Below are 16,418 nucleotides of genomic sequence, written 5' to 3' on the forward strand. Positions count from 1 at the left end.
AGGTCGCGCCACCGCTCCACGGGGCCGTCGGCGTCGCCGGACTCGATCAGCTTGATGGTGCGGTCGACGGCCACCCACGCCATGACCTTGGAGTGCACGAAGTGGCGGCGCGGACCGCGCACCTCCCAAATCCCCTCATCCGGCTCGTCCCAGCGCTGCTCCAGATGGGCGACGAGCCGCAGTTGGAGCGCGGTGGCTTCCGGATCGGGTTCGAGACCCGCCTCGCGGGCCTGGTGGAGGGCGTCGATGACCTCGCCGTACACGTCGAGCTGGAGCTGGGTGGCGGCGCCGTTGCCGACGCGGACCGGCGAGGAGTTCTCGTAGCCGGGCAGCCACTCCAGCGTGCACTCGGTCAGGTCGCGTTCGCCGCCGAGGCCGTACATGATCTGCAGGTTGTCCGGGGCGCCGGCGATGGTGCGCAGCAGCCACTGCCGCCAGGCGCGGACTTCGTCGAGGTGGCCGAGCGAGGCCAGCGCGCCCATGGTCATGGCGGAGTCGCGCAGCCAGCAGTAGCGGTAGTCCCAGTTGCGCACCCCGCCGATCTCCTCCGGCAGCGACGTCGTCGGCGCCGCCACGATCCCGCCCGTCGGCGCGTGCGTCATCGCCTTCAGTGTGATCGCCGAGCGGGCCACCGCCTCGGCGTGCGGGCCGTTGTACGTGGACAGGTCCGACCACGCCCGCCAGTGGATGTCCGTGCGCAGCACAGCATCTTCAGCCCGCAGCGGCTGCGGCATGCCAGCGGAGCCGGGATGCCAGGTGAGGGTGAAGGTGAGGACCTCGCCCTCACCGACCCAGAAGCCCCCACGGGTGTCGAGGCAGGCGGTGGTGGTCAGCTCGAGGAAGTCGTCGCCGACGGCGAAGACCGTACGCCCGCCCCCCGGCGTTCGGCGGGGCGCGGAGTCCTGCCCGTAGAAGACGCGCGGGTTCAGCGCGGAGCGCATCCGCACGCGGCCTGCCAGGCCCTGGACGGTCCGCACCAGCTGTGGAGCGCCGGTGTGGAGGGTCATGCAGTCGGTGACGCGCACCGTGCCGTGCCCGGGGATGTCCCATTCGGATTCCAGGACGAGGGAGTTGTCGCGGTAGCGGCGGCGGTCGGCGGCGGGGGGCAGGGTGGTCTCGGGGTGGGCCGGGCCGATCCGCCAGTACCCGTGCTCCTCGGTCCCCAGGAGGGCGGTGAAGACGGCGGGGGCGTCGAAGCGGGGCAGGCACAGCCAGTCCACGGAGCCGTCGCGGCCCACCAGGGCGGCGGTCTGCATGTCTCCCAGGAGCGCGTAGTCCTCGATACGGCCAACCATGCGTCTTGTTCCTTCGGTACGAGGGGTGCAGTTCGGCCGTGCGGGCGACGACTGCACACAGGGTGAGTGGGTGAGGTGGTGCAACAAAGGGGGCTGGTGGGGGTTCAGCCTTGGGGGGTTTCGGCGGCGACGATCAGCACGGCCAGGGCCAGCACGAACACCGCGACCCGCCACAGGTTCTTCCAAGCGGGGCGACCGTCTGCCGGCTTCCCGGCGCCGCTATCGGAGCGCGGGGATGGGGGCACGGTCGCGGGTGCGGAGCCAGCGCACGGCCTGGACGACGTCGGGTACGACCGCGTCGGGGACGAGGTCGCGTGGCGGGCGCCGGGGGTTGGTGGTGATCCACACGGTCCGCAGCCCGGCCGTTTTGCCTCCGGCGATATCGGTGTCCAGCCGGTCGCCGACCATGACGCCGGTACGCGCGTCGAGGTCGTCGAGCGCGATACGGATCAGGTAGGGGTCGGGCTTGCGGATGCCGTACTCCCCGGACACGATCACCGTCGGGAAGTAGCAGTGCAGGCCGCTGACGTGGAGCTTTTCCCGCTGCGTGGCCGGGTCGCCGTTGGTGACCACGCCGAGCTTCCACCCCGTTTCCGCCAGGGAGGCGACGGCCTGACAGACCTCGGGCCGATGCGGGACGAGTTCGACGATGCGCTGCCGGTAGTCCCGGTAGAGCTGGTCGACGGAGGCGTCGATACCGAAGCGGGCCTTGACCTCGATGAAGAAGCGGTGGCGCCGGCCGGCGTGGCGCTTCTCGGCGTCGTGCAGCGCGGCCGCATCGATGCCGTGGCGGGCGGCGAACTCCTCGGCCCACGCGGTGAAAGCGTGAGCGTGGTCGATGAGGGTGCCATCGAGGTCGAACAGGGCCGCGGGCATGGTGGAAGGCGGTGTCATGCCGCCTCCCGGCAGGCGAAGACGCCTACGGCCCGCCACAGGGCTTGAAGGCTCGCCTCACGGTCCAGCGCCGCGTCGGCGGCCCTGTCCAGGGCGGTGCGGTAGGGCGCGGAGGCGTGTCCGGTGTGGTAGACGGGCAGGAGCCCCTCGTGCACATACACCCGCCCTTGGGGCAGGGTGAGTTCGCTGATCATCGGCCCGACGGGGCAGACACCGTGCTCGTAGGGCACGATCCGCACCGTCAACACGCCGAATTCGACCAGGGTGATCACCCGTCGCAGTCGGGCGGCCGCGGCCGCGTAGCCTCCCCGGGGGCGCAGCAGCACGGTGTCCTCCACCAGCAGCGTCACCTCGCCCCGCACGGGCCACGGCCGCGACACGGGTACGGTCGGCGCGCCATCGCGGGGCGGGGGAGGGGTGCTGTGGGTGTCGGGGATGATCGGCGGCAGTGCGAAGGCGGCGAGGATCCGCAGACGGGTGGCGCGGGCCTCCAGCACGGACAGCACCCCCTGCGGGTGGCCGTAGACGTCGGCCATAAGGTGCCGGTGCTCGTAGTCGGCGAGCTCCTCGACCTCCCGCACCCGATCACCCCGCAGGCCGTAGGCGCGGGCCAGGTCGACGACGTCACGCCGGCGGGCGGGTACCTGCGCGCACTCCAGACGCGAGATCGTCGACGCCGACTTGCGGATCACCTCCCCGGCCTCGGCCGGAGACAGTCCGGCCTGCTCGCGGTGGTGGCGCAGCAGCGCCCCCAGGACCAGCGCCGGCACGGACAGCTCCGCACATGGTGCGGCCTCGCACGCCCCCGCGCGGCGGCCGTGCACGAACGCCGCCTGCGACGGGGCGCTCACCGCGCGGCCCCAGGCGTCGTCCGCTTCGCGTCCAGGGCGTCTTCGATGCGGTCGGCCAGCTGCTGGGCCCGCTCCGGATCGAGCATGCCGACGAGGACCTGGTCTTCCCGCGTGCAGGTCCTGCACACGGGATCGCCTTCCACGACCACTTTGGTGCCGCTCGCCCGTCCGAGGCAGTCCATGAGCTGGTCGGCCAGCCTCTCGATCTCGGCCGGGACCATGTTCTGCAAGGAGAACACCCTCGCCTGGTCGGGACCGTCGAGGATCGTCAGCAGCCGCAGCGCGTCGGGAAGGGTGAGGACACCGACCTCGACACGGCCGTCGTCGGCTGCGGCGCAGGTGTGGATGCCGGCGCGGGCAAGGACGGTGCGCAGGCGTGCCGCGGCGCGGTGCTGGGCCGACATCCCTTCGATGACCAGATCGGTGAGACGCTCGGCATCAGCGGTGGACGGCATGGTGAGCCACAGCGACATCTCGTCGACCACCGCCCGGGCCGTGATCCCCTGTCCTGCCAGGACACGCTGGACGTGCCCCTCCACGTCGCTTGCGGGCAGGTTGTCCTGGCCCGTCACCCACCAGGCGCCGCTACCAGGCCCGTTCTCGTGCGGGGTGCGGATAGTGATGGACGGATCCCCCGCCTGGCCGGGGATTTCCAGGGGGATCTGCCCGGCGTCGTACAGCGCCTCATACAGCGCGCGACGGGCGGTATCCCGGGCGCGCTGCTCTTCTGGGCTGAGGGGCGCGGCCGGAGCGTCGGTGTGCGGGTCGATCATGTGCGTGTTCCTGACATGAGGTAAGGGCTGAGCCCGGTGGGCGTGAAGGGCGCGGAAGACCGGTGCCACGGGAAGGGGCGCCGGTGGGTGGGGTGGCGAGGTCAGGGGGCCGCCTCGTGTGCCCACCAGTTGGCGGCCTGCCGGATCAGGGCGTAGGAGTCCTGGTGGTCGTGCGCCTGTTCGAGGGCGTGGGGGAGGGCGGCGTGGATGGCGCGGGCGTAGGGAGAGTGATGGGTCGTATACCAGGGCGACAGGTCCATCCCCGCCACCAGCCGGTGGTCGTGGACGGTGAAGTCGGCGACCTCCCCGACGAGAGGGAGGACGCCGAGCGACACGACGCGTGGCAGGACCCGGATGGTGACAGGCCCGGCGCCGGTGGCGTCGTCCATCAGTTGCAGCAGGTGCCGCATCTGCTCGGCCATCACCCCAGGCGCGCCGACCGGCTGCTCCAGGACGGCATCGTCCAGCAGCAGGACCCGATGCTGGTCGACGGTCGGTTCCATCTTCGCGAGCCAGGGCGGCATCACGGCGGGCTCGTCGGGAACCGGGCAGTACTGGGCACAGGTGACCGCCACCCGGTAGGCCGGGGTGCGGTAGGCGGGCGGGATCCGCGCCGCGGTGTAGTGCACGACTCTGCTCGCCACCTGGGCGATGAGCGCGTAGCGGGCTACTGCCACCTCGCCGGCCACATCGGACCACCGCCCCAGGTTGTGGTGCGCGAGCTCGCCGACCAGGTACCGGATCTCCCGCACCTCCGCCCCGTACAGCCGCAGCAAGACCTCCAGGTCGGGCGACGGGATCGGACACAGGGCGCGTTCCCAGCGGCTGACCGTAGAGATATGGACACGTACACGACGCGCCACCTCGTGCAGCATCCAGCCATTCGCTTCGCGCAGGGCGCGCAGGTAGGCGCCCACGACGATCCCGACCGGAGCCGGAGCCCCTTCGCCTTCGGCAACCGGCGAGGAGGTTCCTACCAGGCGCGGTCGAACACGGCCCCCTACGGCCGGCGTCTCGGGGGTAGTCGTCACAAGGCACTCCACTCGGTGCGCGGAGCCAAGGGGATCGTGCAGCCGATGAGGGGGGTCAGGCCGGGCCGGAGCTCGGCGGGCAACTCAAGACGAGCGACCCGCTCGCCACTGACCCCCGGCCCTTGGCCCTGCACTTCCCAGCCCATCTCCCGCAGGCGGGCCAGGACCCGGGCGAAGGGATCCAACGACAGCTCGCGCCGGGCCAGGGCCTCGGCACGCACCACGGGCACACCCAGGCGGGCGGCGAAGTCACACGCCCACAAGGTGAGCAGGCGGAGGATGTCGTCCGCACGCCCGGGACGGGTGTGGACATGGCCGAGGATCAGGCTCGGCCCGGTGCCGGCGGTGCCCCAGTGCGTGAGGTCGGGCCACCGGTCCAGGAGCAGGCAGGCCAGCAGAACATCGTCCTCGAACAGCCCGACCGGCTCACACACCGCGTCCCGGAACAGAGCGGGGATGTCTTCGCGAACCGGAACAGGCAAGGCCCGGCGCGCGAGCCAGCCCAGACGCTCCTCGACCAGGGTGGCGGCCTGCGCCCGCTCCGCGGCGCTGTTCAACGGCCGCATCTCGTACACCGAACGGGCCGCAGCCCCAGTGGGGTCGGCTCCGGGCATCGGGTGTGTGGTCACGCCGGCCATGCCATCACCCGCCGCGTCGCCGAGTGCGTGGGCCGGTGCGGGGCGATGACCTGCCCGTCGGGCAGGAGGTCACCGGTGTCCTCGAAGTGGACTACGCCGTTGCACAGCAACCCCCATCCCTGCTCGGGGTGGTGGGCGACGAGGCGGGCGGCCTCACGATCGGGTGCGCCCGCCGGCGGACAGGGCGGCTGGTGCGCGCACGTGCTGGTCCTCATCATGGCAGTCCTCACAGATGGTGATGGAGCGGATGGGGTGGAAAGCCGGAGCAGGTCACCGCGGGCGCCCCCAGGAGCCCCCAGGAGTGGGCAGTACCTGCGCCTCTGTCGCTGGGTGGCCGGCGGGGAGGGGGCAGCGGGCGGCCGGGGCGGTCTCGAACGCCTCGTCCAGCACGGCGTCGTGTAGCTCGCGTACGGCCTGCTGGGCGATGACGAACCGGGCCTGGGGGTCGGTGTGCCGGACGAACACTTCCGGCTCGGGCGGCTGGTCGGGCAGGTAGAGGGTGCCGCGCACCCCCACCAGCTCGGCCTGCCGCGCCCGTACGGCCACGCAGCCCTCATGCAGCACCACGCACTGGTCGGCGGCACGTTGGGCGCACGGCCGGCAGATCGGCGGTGTCACGGTGAGGATGTCGCGCGGCCAGACGGCATCCGCCGGCTGCTCGGGGTCGGCGTTCAGCAGCCACAGCATCCCGCGGCGCGGGTCGCGGTCCGGCTCCCCGCCGCACCCGGCGCACCGCAGGTTCTCCACAGCACGGCGCTGGCGTAGGGGATGGTGCAGCGCCCACTGCACCGCACCGGTTCGCGGGCCGCCCCAGGGCCACCACAGGATGCCGTCGAGGTCGCGGTCCTCGGGCTGCTGCCCGACGAAGGTGACCCCGTGCTGCGGGTCGACGATGACATCGAGGTCGTAGGGGTACTCACCGGCATGGGGAGCGATATCCAACCGCCCCGCCGACCGCGCCGCGGTAGCGACATCGGGGCAGGCGTGGTGCTGGTCACGCGGCATCACAAGGCTGCTCACCGCGCCTCCCGGCCGGGCAGGGAGCCGAGCTTGACCGTGAACGACCGGGCCGGGGCGCCCGTCTTGGGCAGCAGGCTCGCCAGGCTCGGCGCCGTGTAGCCCGGCGCGGCATCGTCGACGCGCCGGCACTGCAACAGGCGGGTGGGGGTGCCTGTCGGCGGGGCGTCGATGAGGTGGCATGCCTGCACGGTGAGGCCGTGGAAGGCGAGCAGGCCACGCCACACCTCCTCGTCCAACGTCCACCGGGGGATCTTTGAGGTGGAGCCGTCGACCAGCGGCACCCGTACCCAGTTGGGCTGTACCTCGGCGTCGGCGGGGCGGCCGTTGGTGTGGCGGGCCGGCGTGGAGAACACCAGGCGCCCTGCGGGCCGCAGCGCCGCCGCCACGGCGGGAAGCAGCACGCCGGGGTCGGTGAAGTCGACGGCCCCGAATACCGAGACGACCAGATCGAACTGGGCCGGGCGAGCGGACAGGTAGGTGGTCGCCTCGCCGCACACCAACCGCAAGGCAGGCAGGTGCCCGTAGCGGGCGGCGGCCCGGGCGATCTGCGAGGGCGAGGAGTCCACCCCCACACACGTACGGGCACCCAGGTGTGCGATGCGGGCGATGTGCCACCCGGCCCCGCACCCGATGTCGGCAACCGCCAACCCGGCCACCGAACCCACAACCTCCTCGCCCGGAGCGCCAGGCACGTCGTACTGGTCCCAGGTCAGGGGGCGATCGACGCTACGGGTCTGCTGGGCCAGGCGCAGCGCCCCGAAATGGGCCCACACATCCGCCGACGCCCGTGGCGGGGTGTTGCTGGTGGGGTCGCTCATGCGGCACCGCCCTGGGCGGACGTGGAGTGCTTCCGCGCGCCGCCGCGGCTGCGGAACGTCACGCTGGCCTGGCTGAGTGTTTTGTGGACCGCCCCGTAGGACCGGCCGGTCCTCTTACTGATCTGCCGAATCGACAGGTGGGCGTCATACATTTTGACGGCCCGGGCCTGGAACTCCGCCTCTTCCTCGGGCGTGAGGCGGACACGGGGCTTGTAGAGAGGCGGGGGAGAGGGCGCTTTGTTGCTGGTGGCGAACATGGTTCTTTCTGACTGGAGCGAAGGACAAGGGATTCAGCGGGAGCGGGGGGCCGGACCGGACCCGTACGCGGCTCCCGCGCGGTGGTCGGACGGCGCGTCACCGGGCGTGGGGCCGGGGCGGTAGTGCGCGGTCATGTCGGTGAGGACCGGGTGGAGCAGCAGTGGCGCGGTCAGCAGTCGGGTGTCGGGCCGCCGGCGCACCCACCCGAGCCGGTGACCGGTGCTGGTACAGCGCGCCGGCGGCAGGCACTCGGCGGTGATCTCGGACAGGTAGTGGCAGGGCTGCGGCCAGGCCAGATCGTGCGACAGCGGCGGCAGGAGGAACCCCCACGCGCCGGTGCCAGTGGCGAAGACGGCCCCGAGAGGATCGGCGGGATGCCCGGCCAGCAGCTCGATGACGCGCGCGGCCAGCGCCGCTTCCACAAGCACCACGTCCAGCACCTCGTGCCCGGCACGGTGCGGGAGCCGACCAGGCTGGCCGGGCCGGCCGGGCCGGCCGGGCCGGCCCGGCCGGGCGGGATGGGCGGGGTGGGCGGGTGCTGGGGGTGCGGGTCGTGTCGGCGCGAGCTGCAGAGCCTGCATGCCTGGTGCCCTTCGTAGGTCGTAGGAGAGAGGGGGGTTACGGCTCAGCGGGGGCCGGCAGGAGTCCCCAGGTGTGCGCGAGGGCCACGAGGTGAGCGGCACTGCGGGCGCCCGCCCGCTTGAGCAGGGCATTGATCTGCCTGCGGACCTTGAAGCAGCTGGTGCCGGTGGTGCGGGCGATGTCGGCGAGGCGGGAGTGCTCGGCGAGGGCGCGTATCAGGCGCCGCTCGACATCGGTGAAGTCAGGCGGGGGGCTGGGCGCGGTAGGCGGGGGGATCTGCCCTGCGGTGATCAGCAGGTGCGCGAACACGGGGCGGGAGATCCGCGGCGGGCAGCACAGCTTCGTCCTCACCGAGCCCAGGTAGGCGGTGACGGTGGACGTGGTGATGTGGGTCGCGGCGGCGATCTCCGCGTTGCTGTATCCGAGGACCACGTACGCGGCGGCGCGCTTCTCGCTGGTAGACAGCGGGGTGATGACAGCGGTGGCAGGCATGGGCGGTTCCGAAGGTCGAGGTGGTCAAACGGAGGCGGGGGAGGTGGGGATCGTGGTGGACCACGGGGTGCCAGACAGGCCCAGGGCGGATTCGGCCAGGCGTAGTCGTTGGATGTCGGAGGTGCCGGCGGGGGCGAAGATGTGGTGGGCGTCGCGCAGGTAGCGTTCGATGGGCCGGTCGGTGAACAGGCCGGCCGCCGCGTGGATCTCCATCGCCTGCCGCACCGAGTCCAGCAGCAGCTCGGTGTTGATCAGCTTGGCGTTCATCGCCTGGTCGTCGCACGGCACCCCCGCGTCCAGGAGGGTCGCGGCGTGGTAGGCGGTCAGGCGGCAGGTGAGAAGCCGGGAGTGGATCTGCCCGATCTTGGCCTTGACGGTGTCCAGTTCGTGCAGGGGACCGCCGTAGCGGTGGCGCTCGCGGGTGAAGGCGACGGTTTCGTCGAGGACGGCCTGGTGGATGCCGAGCGCGACCCCGGTCAGGTTGAGCCTTCCGTACAGGACGCTGGAGGAGTAGGCGACCTTCAGGCCGTCGCCCTCGGCGCCGAGACGGTTGGCCACCGGTATGCGGCAGTTGTCGAAGAACAGCTCGCCGAAGCCGAAACCGTGCAGGCCCAACGTCGGCTTCTCGCCGCCGATGCGCAGACCGGGCCGGTCGGCCTCCACCAGGAACGCGCTCAGACCCGCCGAGCCGGGGCCGGTGCGGGCGACGACCCCGTGCAGGTCCCCGATGTGACTGTTGCCCACGTAGGTCTTGCTGCCGGTCAGGACGTAGTGGTCGCCCTCGCGGCGGGCGGTCGTCTCCATGCCCAGGACATGGCTGCCGGACCCCGGCTCGGTGACGGCGATCGTCGGCAGGCACCGACCGTCCGCGACCAGCGGCAGCCAGGTCTTCTTCTGCTCAAGGCTGCCGAAGTGGAGGATCTTGGCGACGCCGAGCTGGGAGGCCTGCACCATCGCGCCCATCGCCGCACTCACGCGGGACAGCTCCTCGATGATGATCGTCTTGGCCAGGTGCCCGGCCCCCATCCCCCCGAACCCCTGGTCGATCGTCACCCCGATCCAGCCGCGCTCGGCGATCCGCTGTGCCAGCTCCCGCTCCACGGTGCGGGACGCCTCCATCACCGCCACGCGCGGGGCGACCTCCGCCTCGGCGAAGGCCCGCACCTCCTTACGCAGGGCGTGGTGCTCCCGGGACAGCAGGTGGTCCGACACCGTGGTGTTTCCTCTCATTCGTGTACGGGCGGGGGTTTGGGTCGTCTGCGCGGGGTGTGCGGTGTCCTACGGGGACGGGGCTGCGTTGCACTGGAGGAGGTGGTGCATGAGCTGGTCGCGCCACTGTTTGATCAGCTCCAGCGAGGGGCGGCCGGTGGCGGCGGGGCGTGGCTGGGTGCCCACGACGCACACCGTGCCCAGGACCACACCGGTCGGCTCGTGGATCAGAGGCGCTCCGGCGTAGGTGCGGATGCCGATCCGGTCGACGACCGGGTTGCCGGAGAACCGCGGGTGGGCGTAGACGTTGGGCAAGACCAGGGGCTTGCGCCGTCGGACGACTTCGGGGCAGTAGCCGTGGTCCAAGGCCATGTGCCGGCCGACGACCGGCAGAGGGTCGCTGCCCAGGTCGCGGCGGCCGTCCTCATTCGGTTGGTGCAGGCCGACGAACAACTGGCCACCGGAGTCGGGGTCAAGGAGGTTGACCATGGCGTAGGGCAGGCCGGCGGTGTGCGCCAGCTCGCGGGCGAAGTCGTCGAGCTCGCCGGTGGGCCGCTCCAGACCCAACTGGCGGATGACATCGCGACGTAAGGCGGCAAGCTCGCCGCTGCGTCCGCTGGGAGACGAGTGCACCGAAGGGCTCCTGCGAGAGTACGAAGGGATGGTTCCAAGGAGGAGGAGGGTCGGCGTGTGCGGCGCGGGGCCGCGGCGCCGGGTGTGGTCACTACGCCGCGCGCGCGGAGGTGACCAGGTGCTCGCCGACGGCCGTGATCAGGGCGCTCATCTCGTAGGCGACCACGCCCGGATCGGCGTCCCGGGTGGTACGCACGGCCAGGACGCTGCCGACCAGCTGCCCGCCGGCGCTGCCCGGTCCGGCATCGGTGCTCATGACCAGCAGGCATCCGGCGCCGTGTTCGACGAGGAGCTGCCGGACCTCGCCGTCCTGGTCGGTGCCGGCCATGGCCAGGCCCTCCCCGCGTCCCAGGGAGACCAGTGCGGAGGTGAGGGCGGCGAGCTGGTCCGCTGCGGTGTCGTCCAGGCCGTCACCGGCGTGGGCCATCCTCAGCCCGTCGGCCGAGGCGAGCAGGGCCTGCAGGACTCCGGGCACCTGCTGGACGAAGTCGTCCAGCAGGGAAGTGATCTTGGTGTGGTGCTCGGGGCCGAAAGTGGGGTTCATCGTGTTCCTCTTGGTGGTCGTCAGGCCGGGTGAACCGGGAGGGACCCGCTGGGCAAGGCAGCGGGGCGTGCTCACTTTTGGGGCGGGGTGTGGCGTGTGCCGGAGACGAAGCCGCCGATCAGGCCCTTGGTCGGCGGGCCTGCCGGACGCGCGGCGCCCAAGGGCGCGGTGGTGCCGGTGGGGGCGGTCAGCGGCCGGCGCGGCAGGGCCGGGCGCTGACCACTGCCCGCAGAAGGCGCCGGGGCGGGGGTCCGGCGGGGAAGGCCCGCCGGGGTGGTCGCACGGGTCGAGGCTGCGGTCGCCGGCCCGGCCGGGTGCGAGGGGGCGACCGCTGGCCCGGCCGGGTGCCGCGCGGGTGTGGGGGCGGGCGTGGGGTGGGCAGGCGCGTGCGGTGCGGGTGCTGCGGGGGTGGTGAGCAGGTGGCTGGGCAGCAGCACCCGGGCCTGGATGCCGCCTTCGGGCCGCGGGTGGAGGTCGACGCGCATCTCGTGGTGGGCGGCAAGACGGCCCACGACGACCAGGCCGATCCGCCCCGACAGCACGTGCGCGCGCATGGCCGCGCCGTACGGATCGGCGATCAGCCGGTTCAGCGCCTCCAGGGTGTCGGGCTTGACGCCGATGCCGAGGTCCTCGACCGTGATCTCCACCCCGCCGCCCACCACCGCGGTGCGCACCACCACCGGGGAGTCGGACGGGGAGCAGGCCGCCGCGTTGTCGATCAGCTCGGCCAGCAGGTGCACCACCCCCGGCGCCGCGTAGGGGGGCAGGGCCACCGTGGTGGAGACGGGCTGGATCTGCACCCGCTGGTAGTGCTCGACCTCCTGCAACGCCATGCGCAGCACGGACGGCAACTCCGGGGTCTCGCGCAGCGCCGGCAGGCGGTGCCCACCCAGCACGGCCAGCCCCTCGGCCCAGCGCCTGACCCGCAGCAGCAGATGGTCCACGCGAAACACGCGGTCCAGCAGATCGGGGTCCTCGATGGCCAGCTCGACCTTGTCGATCGCGGCGGTCGCGCGCTCGGCCAAGGCCCGCACCCGGGAGGCCAGCACCCGCGCCATCGCGACCTGGTCCTGCTCGGCGTCAGCCGCCTGGAAGACCGCCCGCACCGCCTCACCCCGCGCGGCGATGATCGCCTCCGCCACCGACCTGAAGCCGTCGGTTAGGACAGGGCCGTGGGCCGGCTGCGGCAGACCATGCTCACGCTCGCCCGCCTTCGCCAGGCCTACCGCCTGCGCGACAGCCGCCCTGCCCTCGGCGAGAAGACGCAGCAGATGCTCCAGCGCTTCCACCTGGGTATCGAGCTGTGCCGCCTGCCCGCGCAGCACACCCTCCACCACGCCGGCACGCCGCCACCCCCACACCGCCACGCCCGCACACCCGGCGCCCGCGGCCAAGATGCCCGCCTGCCAGGGCAGGTAACCGGCCGCCTGGGCACTCCACGCCGCCGCGCTCACCACACCCGTGCCCACAACCGAACCGAGCACTGTGGCACGGGGACGCGGCGCGGCACCGTCGGCCTTGTCGGTGTTTCCGGCGGCGTGCCGGCGGCGGGGCCGGCCCTCACGCGGTAAGGAAGGGGTGCGGAGCTCTTCGGCGGTCATGAGTCCTCGGTGAGTCGTCGGTTGGTGTGTGCTGATAGGCGGGTGGACCGGCCGCCGCGGGGCAGTGCCGCGACCGCGGCGGCCGGGAGAGCAGTGCCCGCTGCTCTCACTCCTGCTTCTCCGGCGGGCGCCGACCGCGGCGAGCCGGTAGCCGTGGAGGGCCGGGAGGGACAGGAGCCCACGGGTGGGCGGCCTCGATACGGCGTAGGGCACGCCGTAGGTGAGGCCGTCCACGTCTACGGTCCCGACAGCCCCGAGAGGGTTATCGAGCCGGTGCCGGTGAGGCCGAAGGTGACGGTTGCGCCGTCGACCGAGGGGAGAAGTGACCAGTGGGGCATCGTGAACTCCTGCCGGACGATGGGTAGGAGACGGTCGCGCGGCGAATGCGTAGGCCTGTTCAGCCGCGAACGTCCCTGCTGAAGCGCTACGTTGAGCGAACCGCGCAACACGCCCGGTGGACAGCCCCCGGCGGCGGGGAAACCCGTCAAACCCGTCAAAGATCATTTCGAGGTCGAGGACCGCTCCATGGCTCGTAAGCGCAATGAGGCACTGGCCGAGCGAATCGCGGAAACAGGCTGGTCGCAGAGCGCGGCCGCTGCCGCCTTCGTCGCGGTGGCGCGTGAGAGCGGCGCCACCGAGCTGTGCGGGACGAGCCGTTCCCACATCGCGATGTGGATCCAGGGCACCCGTCCCAGTGGCCGCGCGCCCCATATCCTCTGCGAGGCGCTGTCGCGCAAGCTCGGCCGCCGCATCACCCTGGCCGACATCGGACTCGCCTCCGAGCCCGCCAACCAGATGGATGAAGGCTCCGATTGGGGCGTTGACACCCTGACCCTGCTGGCCGACCTGGGAAGAGACGATCTCGACATGCACCGACGCCAGATCCTCGCCACCACCGCGTACTCCGTGACCGCGCTCGCCCTGCCCGACCCGGCGTGGTGGGCCAAGGCGACCCAGAGGGCCAAGGACCGGCCCGCCGCCTCGCCGCGCCCTGTGACCACCACCGACATCGACGACATCCGCCACACCACGCGGTTCTTCTCCAACCGTGACCAGCAGCGTGGCGGGGCCGCCGGACGCTCCGCGCTCGCCGCCCACCTGAAGTTCGACGTCGCCCCCCTGCTGACCGGTCGCTTCCCCGCCGAGCAGATCCGGCGCGAGGCGTACTCGGCCATCGGGGAGATGACCTACCTGGCCGGCTGGATGGCCTTCGACGCCGGCGAGCACCGCACCGCCCAGCGCTACTTCACCCTGGCCGTGCGGCTCGCGGCCGAAGCCGGCGACGGACCGCTCAGCGGCCACATCCTGCGCGCCATGGCCCACCAGGCCGTCGACCTCGGCCACCCCCACCAGGCCCTGGACCTCGCGACCGCCTCCATGGACCCCTCCCGCTACGGACAAGCCCACCCGAGGGAGAAAGCCCTGCTGGGCATCGTCCACGCCCGGGCCCTGGCCGCCACCGGTGACCGCACCGGCACCCTTACCGCGATCAACCGCGCCGAACGCGACCTCGACCGCGCCACCGCCGCCGATGCCCCGCAGCGCGTCACCTTCTTCCAGGAAGCCTCCCTCGCCCACGAAACGGCCTGCGCCCTGCGCGACCTGGGCCACCCCAGGGACGCCGAAGCGCACTTCCAGCGCAGCGTCGCCACCCGCCACCGCCTCTACGCCCGCACCCACAGCGTCACCCTCGGCTACCTCGGCGCCGTCCAAGCCCGCCAAGGCCACCTCGATGCCGCCTGCACCACCTGGAACCAGGCCCTGGACGCCATGACCGGCATCCACTCCGGCCGCGCCCGCGACGTCATCGTCCGTATGCGCCGCGACCTCTCCCCCATCCTGCGCCGCGGCGGCTGCCACGTCACCGAGCTGGACCAGCGCGCCCGCGACATGCTGCGCACCATAGGCTGAACCAGCCACGACGCAGCCCCGCTGCCGCGCACCGCGCGTGCCGGCGGCGCCGGGGAAAGAGAGGGGACAGTCATGAAGTTCGAGGTCGAGTCGATCGCCACCGTGGTCGGCGGCCACACCGAGGTCTTGGACGACTACCAGGGCGGAGTCCAATCCGTCATCCGCCTCCACGAGCACTACCCGCTCGACACCCTCCAAGGCATCGAGGAGTTCTCCCACCTCACCGTGGTGTGGCACTTCCACCTGGCCCGGCCTGAGGATGTCCAGTTCCACGCCCGCAGCCCCCGCAACAACCCCGCATGGCCGCCCACCGGGACCTTCGTCCACCGCAACCACCGCCGGCCCAACCAGCTCGCCGTCAGCTACCCCCACCTGCTGCACGTGGACGGCCGCGACCTGCACGTCACCGACCTCGACGCCGTCGACGGCACCCCGATCATCGACCTGGCCCCCTACTTCCGGCAGATGGGCCCGCGCGGCCCCGTGCACCAGCCGGCCTGGCCCGGCCAGATGCTCGACCCGCTCTACTGGAGGACGGCCAGCAGCCGCCTTTGACACCGCGCCGTGCCCGCGGCCACACGCCGCAGGCACGCACCCGCGACCCCCGCCTACGGCCGAGACGGAAGCGGACCCCTCCAGGCACCTGCCACGAAGCGACCCAGACACCATCCCCGGCCCGCCCGGCCACCGCCCCGCACGCCTGCTCTCCCCGGGGCACACCACCTGGATCCGCCTGACCAGCACGATGCTCACCGGGCCGCCTCCTGGGCGTGGCGGGCGACGGCCTGCCGCAGCACGGCCAGGCTGTCGGCCGGTGGCAGGGCGGTGGTGTGCGCCCAGCGGATCTGGGTTTGGACCGGGGCGGCGGCCACACCGTTGGTGTAGGTGGGCAGCGTGCCCTCGACGCACAGGGGGCCGCTGCCGGGCATCTCGTGCACGGCCAGGACACCGTGGGTGCTGGCGGCCCCCGCACCGGTGGGAACCAGGCGCACGGTGACCCGGGGCCGTTGGGCCAGGTCGAGGAGGTGACGCAGCTGCTGGGCCATCACCGCCGGGCCGCCGAGCGGCTTGTGCAGCAGTTGCTCGCCCAGCAGCACGGTCACCGGCCCGCGCGGCAGCGGCCGGGGCGGCGGAAACCCCGGAGCGTGGGGCTGCTGGTTCAGCCACTGGGCGAACGGGGTGCTGTAGAAGGGGGCGGGGAACATGTACTCGCTGTAGAACGTGGTGTTCAGGGCGTACCGCTCGACGGCTTGGGCGCGGATGTCGCGGTCGGCGCCGTTGTCGTCGCACAGGTGCTGGTGCGCGGGCGCCATCAGCTCCAGGGCGTCGGCCAGCTCGGTGGCGGTCAGCCCGAACGCGGCCAGCAGCGCCGCGACCCTGTCCTGTGTCAGAAGGGTGTGGCCGGTCTCGTAGTTGGTCATGGTGGAGACCGCCTTGCCGATCACCCGGCCGGCCTCGGCACGGCTCATGCCCACGGTGTCGCGCAGCAGCCGCAGCAGGGCTCCGAGCACCACCGACCCGGCCGACACCACACGACCACTGCAACAGGGATCGGGAGCAACCGGCTCGCCCAGTCGTACCCGCGACGACTTGCGCGGCTGCCACGGGCCCGGCCGCAGCGCCGGAAGAGGAGAGACCTCTGCGCGCCGCGCCGACGCCGGCCGCGCGTCGGCGATGGCCTGCCCGGTCGACTGCCCGCCTGCGACCGATCGCCGGGCGGCGTTCTGCTCGGCGGTGATGTCGACGGGCGTCAGAACAGCCAGGGAGAGCAGGGCTTCGCGGGCGAGGACCCGGGAGAGGAGCGGGTCGCTGTAGGGGGTGTCGACCACGGAGCCGGCCACCGCCCGACCGCCTGCTGTACCGGGCCA

The 16,418-nt window shown here is 72.4% G+C and carries 19 protein-coding genes; 2 read left to right on the forward strand and 17 right to left on the reverse strand.

Going from position 1 to position 16,418, the window contains the following annotated elements; translation table 11 throughout:
- The 16 genes from AC07D6_RS33185 to AC07D6_RS33260 all read right to left on the reverse strand — a co-directional run.
- Window positions 1-1,295: glycoside hydrolase family 15 protein (locus AC07D6_RS33185; RefSeq protein WP_479050625.1), on the reverse strand; the 1,295-nt coding region annotated here is incomplete at its 3' end.
- Between the two features lie 219 nt (window positions 1,296-1,514).
- Window positions 1,515-2,189, reverse strand: coding sequence for an HAD family hydrolase (locus tag AC07D6_RS33190; protein WP_479050627.1), 675 nt, complete (start codon window positions 2,187-2,189; stop codon window positions 1,515-1,517).
- Window positions 2,186-3,040, reverse strand: coding sequence for a helix-turn-helix domain-containing protein (locus tag AC07D6_RS33195; protein WP_479050629.1), 855 nt, complete (start codon window positions 3,038-3,040; stop codon window positions 2,186-2,188). The genes AC07D6_RS33190 and AC07D6_RS33195 overlap by 4 nt, the downstream gene beginning before the upstream one ends.
- Window positions 3,037-3,813, reverse strand: coding sequence for a hypothetical protein (locus AC07D6_RS33200; RefSeq protein WP_479050631.1), 777 nt, complete (start codon window positions 3,811-3,813; stop codon window positions 3,037-3,039). The genes AC07D6_RS33195 and AC07D6_RS33200 overlap by 4 nt, the downstream gene beginning before the upstream one ends.
- Window positions 3,814-3,914: 101 nt before the next feature.
- A complete protein-coding gene (locus AC07D6_RS33205) occupies window positions 3,915-4,730 on the reverse strand; it encodes a Scr1 family TA system antitoxin-like transcriptional regulator (protein ID WP_479050633.1) in 816 nt (271 codons plus the stop codon).
- Between the two features lie 110 nt (window positions 4,731-4,840).
- Window positions 4,841-5,482: a hypothetical protein gene (locus AC07D6_RS33210; protein WP_479050635.1), complete on the reverse strand. Its 642-nt coding sequence runs from the start codon at window positions 5,480-5,482 to the stop codon at window positions 4,841-4,843.
- On the reverse strand, window positions 5,470-5,697 hold the full coding sequence (locus tag AC07D6_RS33215; RefSeq protein ID WP_479050637.1) for a DUF5999 family protein: 228 nt from the start codon (window positions 5,695-5,697) through the stop codon (window positions 5,470-5,472). Before AC07D6_RS33215 ends, AC07D6_RS33210 begins: the two co-directional genes overlap by 13 nt.
- 55 nt (window positions 5,698-5,752) lie before the next feature.
- On the reverse strand, window positions 5,753-6,502 hold the full coding sequence (locus tag AC07D6_RS33220) for a hypothetical protein (RefSeq protein WP_479050639.1): 750 nt from the start codon (window positions 6,500-6,502) through the stop codon (window positions 5,753-5,755).
- Window positions 6,499-7,320 carry a class I SAM-dependent methyltransferase gene (locus tag AC07D6_RS33225; protein ID WP_479050641.1) on the reverse strand — a complete coding sequence of 274 codons (822 nt, stop codon included), beginning with the start codon at window positions 7,318-7,320 and terminating at the stop codon, window positions 6,499-6,501. Before AC07D6_RS33225 ends, AC07D6_RS33220 begins: the two co-directional genes overlap by 4 nt.
- Window positions 7,317-7,577 carry a helix-turn-helix domain-containing protein gene (locus tag AC07D6_RS33230; protein WP_479050643.1) on the reverse strand — a complete coding sequence of 87 codons (261 nt, stop codon included), beginning with the start codon at window positions 7,575-7,577 and terminating at the stop codon, window positions 7,317-7,319. The genes AC07D6_RS33225 and AC07D6_RS33230 overlap by 4 nt, the downstream gene beginning before the upstream one ends.
- A 33-nt stretch (window positions 7,578-7,610) precedes the next feature.
- Complete coding sequence (locus tag AC07D6_RS33235) at window positions 7,611-8,009, reverse strand: hypothetical protein (protein WP_479050645.1); 399 nt, start codon at window positions 8,007-8,009, stop codon at window positions 7,611-7,613.
- A 187-nt stretch (window positions 8,010-8,196) separates the two neighbouring features.
- Complete coding sequence (locus AC07D6_RS33240) at window positions 8,197-8,652, reverse strand: LuxR C-terminal-related transcriptional regulator (protein ID WP_479050647.1); 456 nt, start codon at window positions 8,650-8,652, stop codon at window positions 8,197-8,199.
- Between the two features lie 24 nt (window positions 8,653-8,676).
- The gene (locus AC07D6_RS33245) at window positions 8,677-9,864 is read right to left on the reverse strand and encodes an acyl-CoA dehydrogenase family protein (RefSeq protein ID WP_479050649.1); all 1,188 of its coding nucleotides are present in this window, start codon (window positions 9,862-9,864) and stop codon (window positions 8,677-8,679) included.
- 66 nt (window positions 9,865-9,930) lie between these two features.
- A complete protein-coding gene (locus AC07D6_RS33250; protein ID WP_479050652.1) occupies window positions 9,931-10,494 on the reverse strand; it encodes a GAF domain-containing protein in 564 nt (187 codons plus the stop codon).
- A 91-nt stretch (window positions 10,495-10,585) separates the two neighbouring features.
- Complete coding sequence (locus tag AC07D6_RS33255; protein WP_479050654.1) at window positions 10,586-11,038, reverse strand: roadblock/LC7 domain-containing protein; 453 nt, start codon at window positions 11,036-11,038, stop codon at window positions 10,586-10,588.
- Between the two features lie 71 nt (window positions 11,039-11,109).
- The gene (locus AC07D6_RS33260) at window positions 11,110-12,639 is read right to left on the reverse strand and encodes a sensor histidine kinase (protein WP_479050656.1); all 1,530 of its coding nucleotides are present in this window, start codon (window positions 12,637-12,639) and stop codon (window positions 11,110-11,112) included.
- Between the two features lie 525 nt (window positions 12,640-13,164).
- Here AC07D6_RS33260 and AC07D6_RS33265 point away from each other — a divergent pair.
- Together AC07D6_RS33265 and AC07D6_RS33270 are read left to right on the forward strand one after the other, a co-directional pair.
- A complete protein-coding gene (locus AC07D6_RS33265) occupies window positions 13,165-14,550 on the forward strand; it encodes a Tat pathway signal protein (protein ID WP_479050658.1) in 1,386 nt (461 codons plus the stop codon).
- 72 nt (window positions 14,551-14,622) lie between these two features.
- Window positions 14,623-15,105, forward strand: a complete 483-nt coding sequence (locus AC07D6_RS33270) for an SAM-dependent methyltransferase (RefSeq protein ID WP_479050660.1) — start codon at window positions 14,623-14,625, stop codon at window positions 15,103-15,105.
- Between the two features lie 194 nt (window positions 15,106-15,299).
- Here the strand turns inward: AC07D6_RS33270 and AC07D6_RS33275 are convergent.
- Window positions 15,300-16,418, reverse strand: a 1,119-nt coding sequence (locus AC07D6_RS33275) for a Scr1 family TA system antitoxin-like transcriptional regulator (RefSeq protein ID WP_479050662.1), incomplete at its 5' end; no start/stop codon positions are given.

It is taken from the genome of Streptomyces sp. NPDC045287 (genome assembly GCF_056432325.1).

Excerpts from the sequence above, each read along its gene's own strand:
- AC07D6_RS33200 (WP_479050631.1), bottom strand. The coding sequence starts at position 3,813 with ATGATCGACCCGCACACCGACGCTCCGGCCGCGCCCCTCAGCCCAGAA.
- AC07D6_RS33270 (WP_479050660.1), top strand. The coding sequence starts at position 14,623 with ATGAAGTTCGAGGTCGAGTCGATCGCCACCGTGGTCGGCGGCCACACC.
- AC07D6_RS33190 (WP_479050627.1), bottom strand. The coding sequence starts at position 2,189 with ATGACACCGCCTTCCACCATGCCCGCGGCCCTGTTCGACCTCGATGGC.
- AC07D6_RS33215 (WP_479050637.1), bottom strand. The coding sequence starts at position 5,697 with ATGAGGACCAGCACGTGCGCGCACCAGCCGCCCTGTCCGCCGGCGGGC.
- AC07D6_RS33260 (WP_479050656.1), bottom strand. The coding sequence starts at position 12,639 with ATGACCGCCGAAGAGCTCCGCACCCCTTCCTTACCGCGTGAGGGCCGG.
- AC07D6_RS33225 (WP_479050641.1), bottom strand. The coding sequence starts at position 7,320 with ATGAGCGACCCCACCAGCAACACCCCGCCACGGGCGTCGGCGGATGTG.
- AC07D6_RS33230 (WP_479050643.1), bottom strand. The coding sequence starts at position 7,577 with ATGTTCGCCACCAGCAACAAAGCGCCCTCTCCCCCGCCTCTCTACAAG.
- AC07D6_RS33240 (WP_479050647.1), bottom strand. The coding sequence starts at position 8,652 with ATGCCTGCCACCGCTGTCATCACCCCGCTGTCTACCAGCGAGAAGCGC.
- AC07D6_RS33210 (WP_479050635.1), bottom strand. The coding sequence starts at position 5,482 with ATGGCCGGCGTGACCACACACCCGATGCCCGGAGCCGACCCCACTGGG.
- AC07D6_RS33265 (WP_479050658.1), top strand. The coding sequence starts at position 13,165 with ATGGCTCGTAAGCGCAATGAGGCACTGGCCGAGCGAATCGCGGAAACA.
- AC07D6_RS33255 (WP_479050654.1), bottom strand. The coding sequence starts at position 11,038 with ATGAACCCCACTTTCGGCCCCGAGCACCACACCAAGATCACTTCCCTG.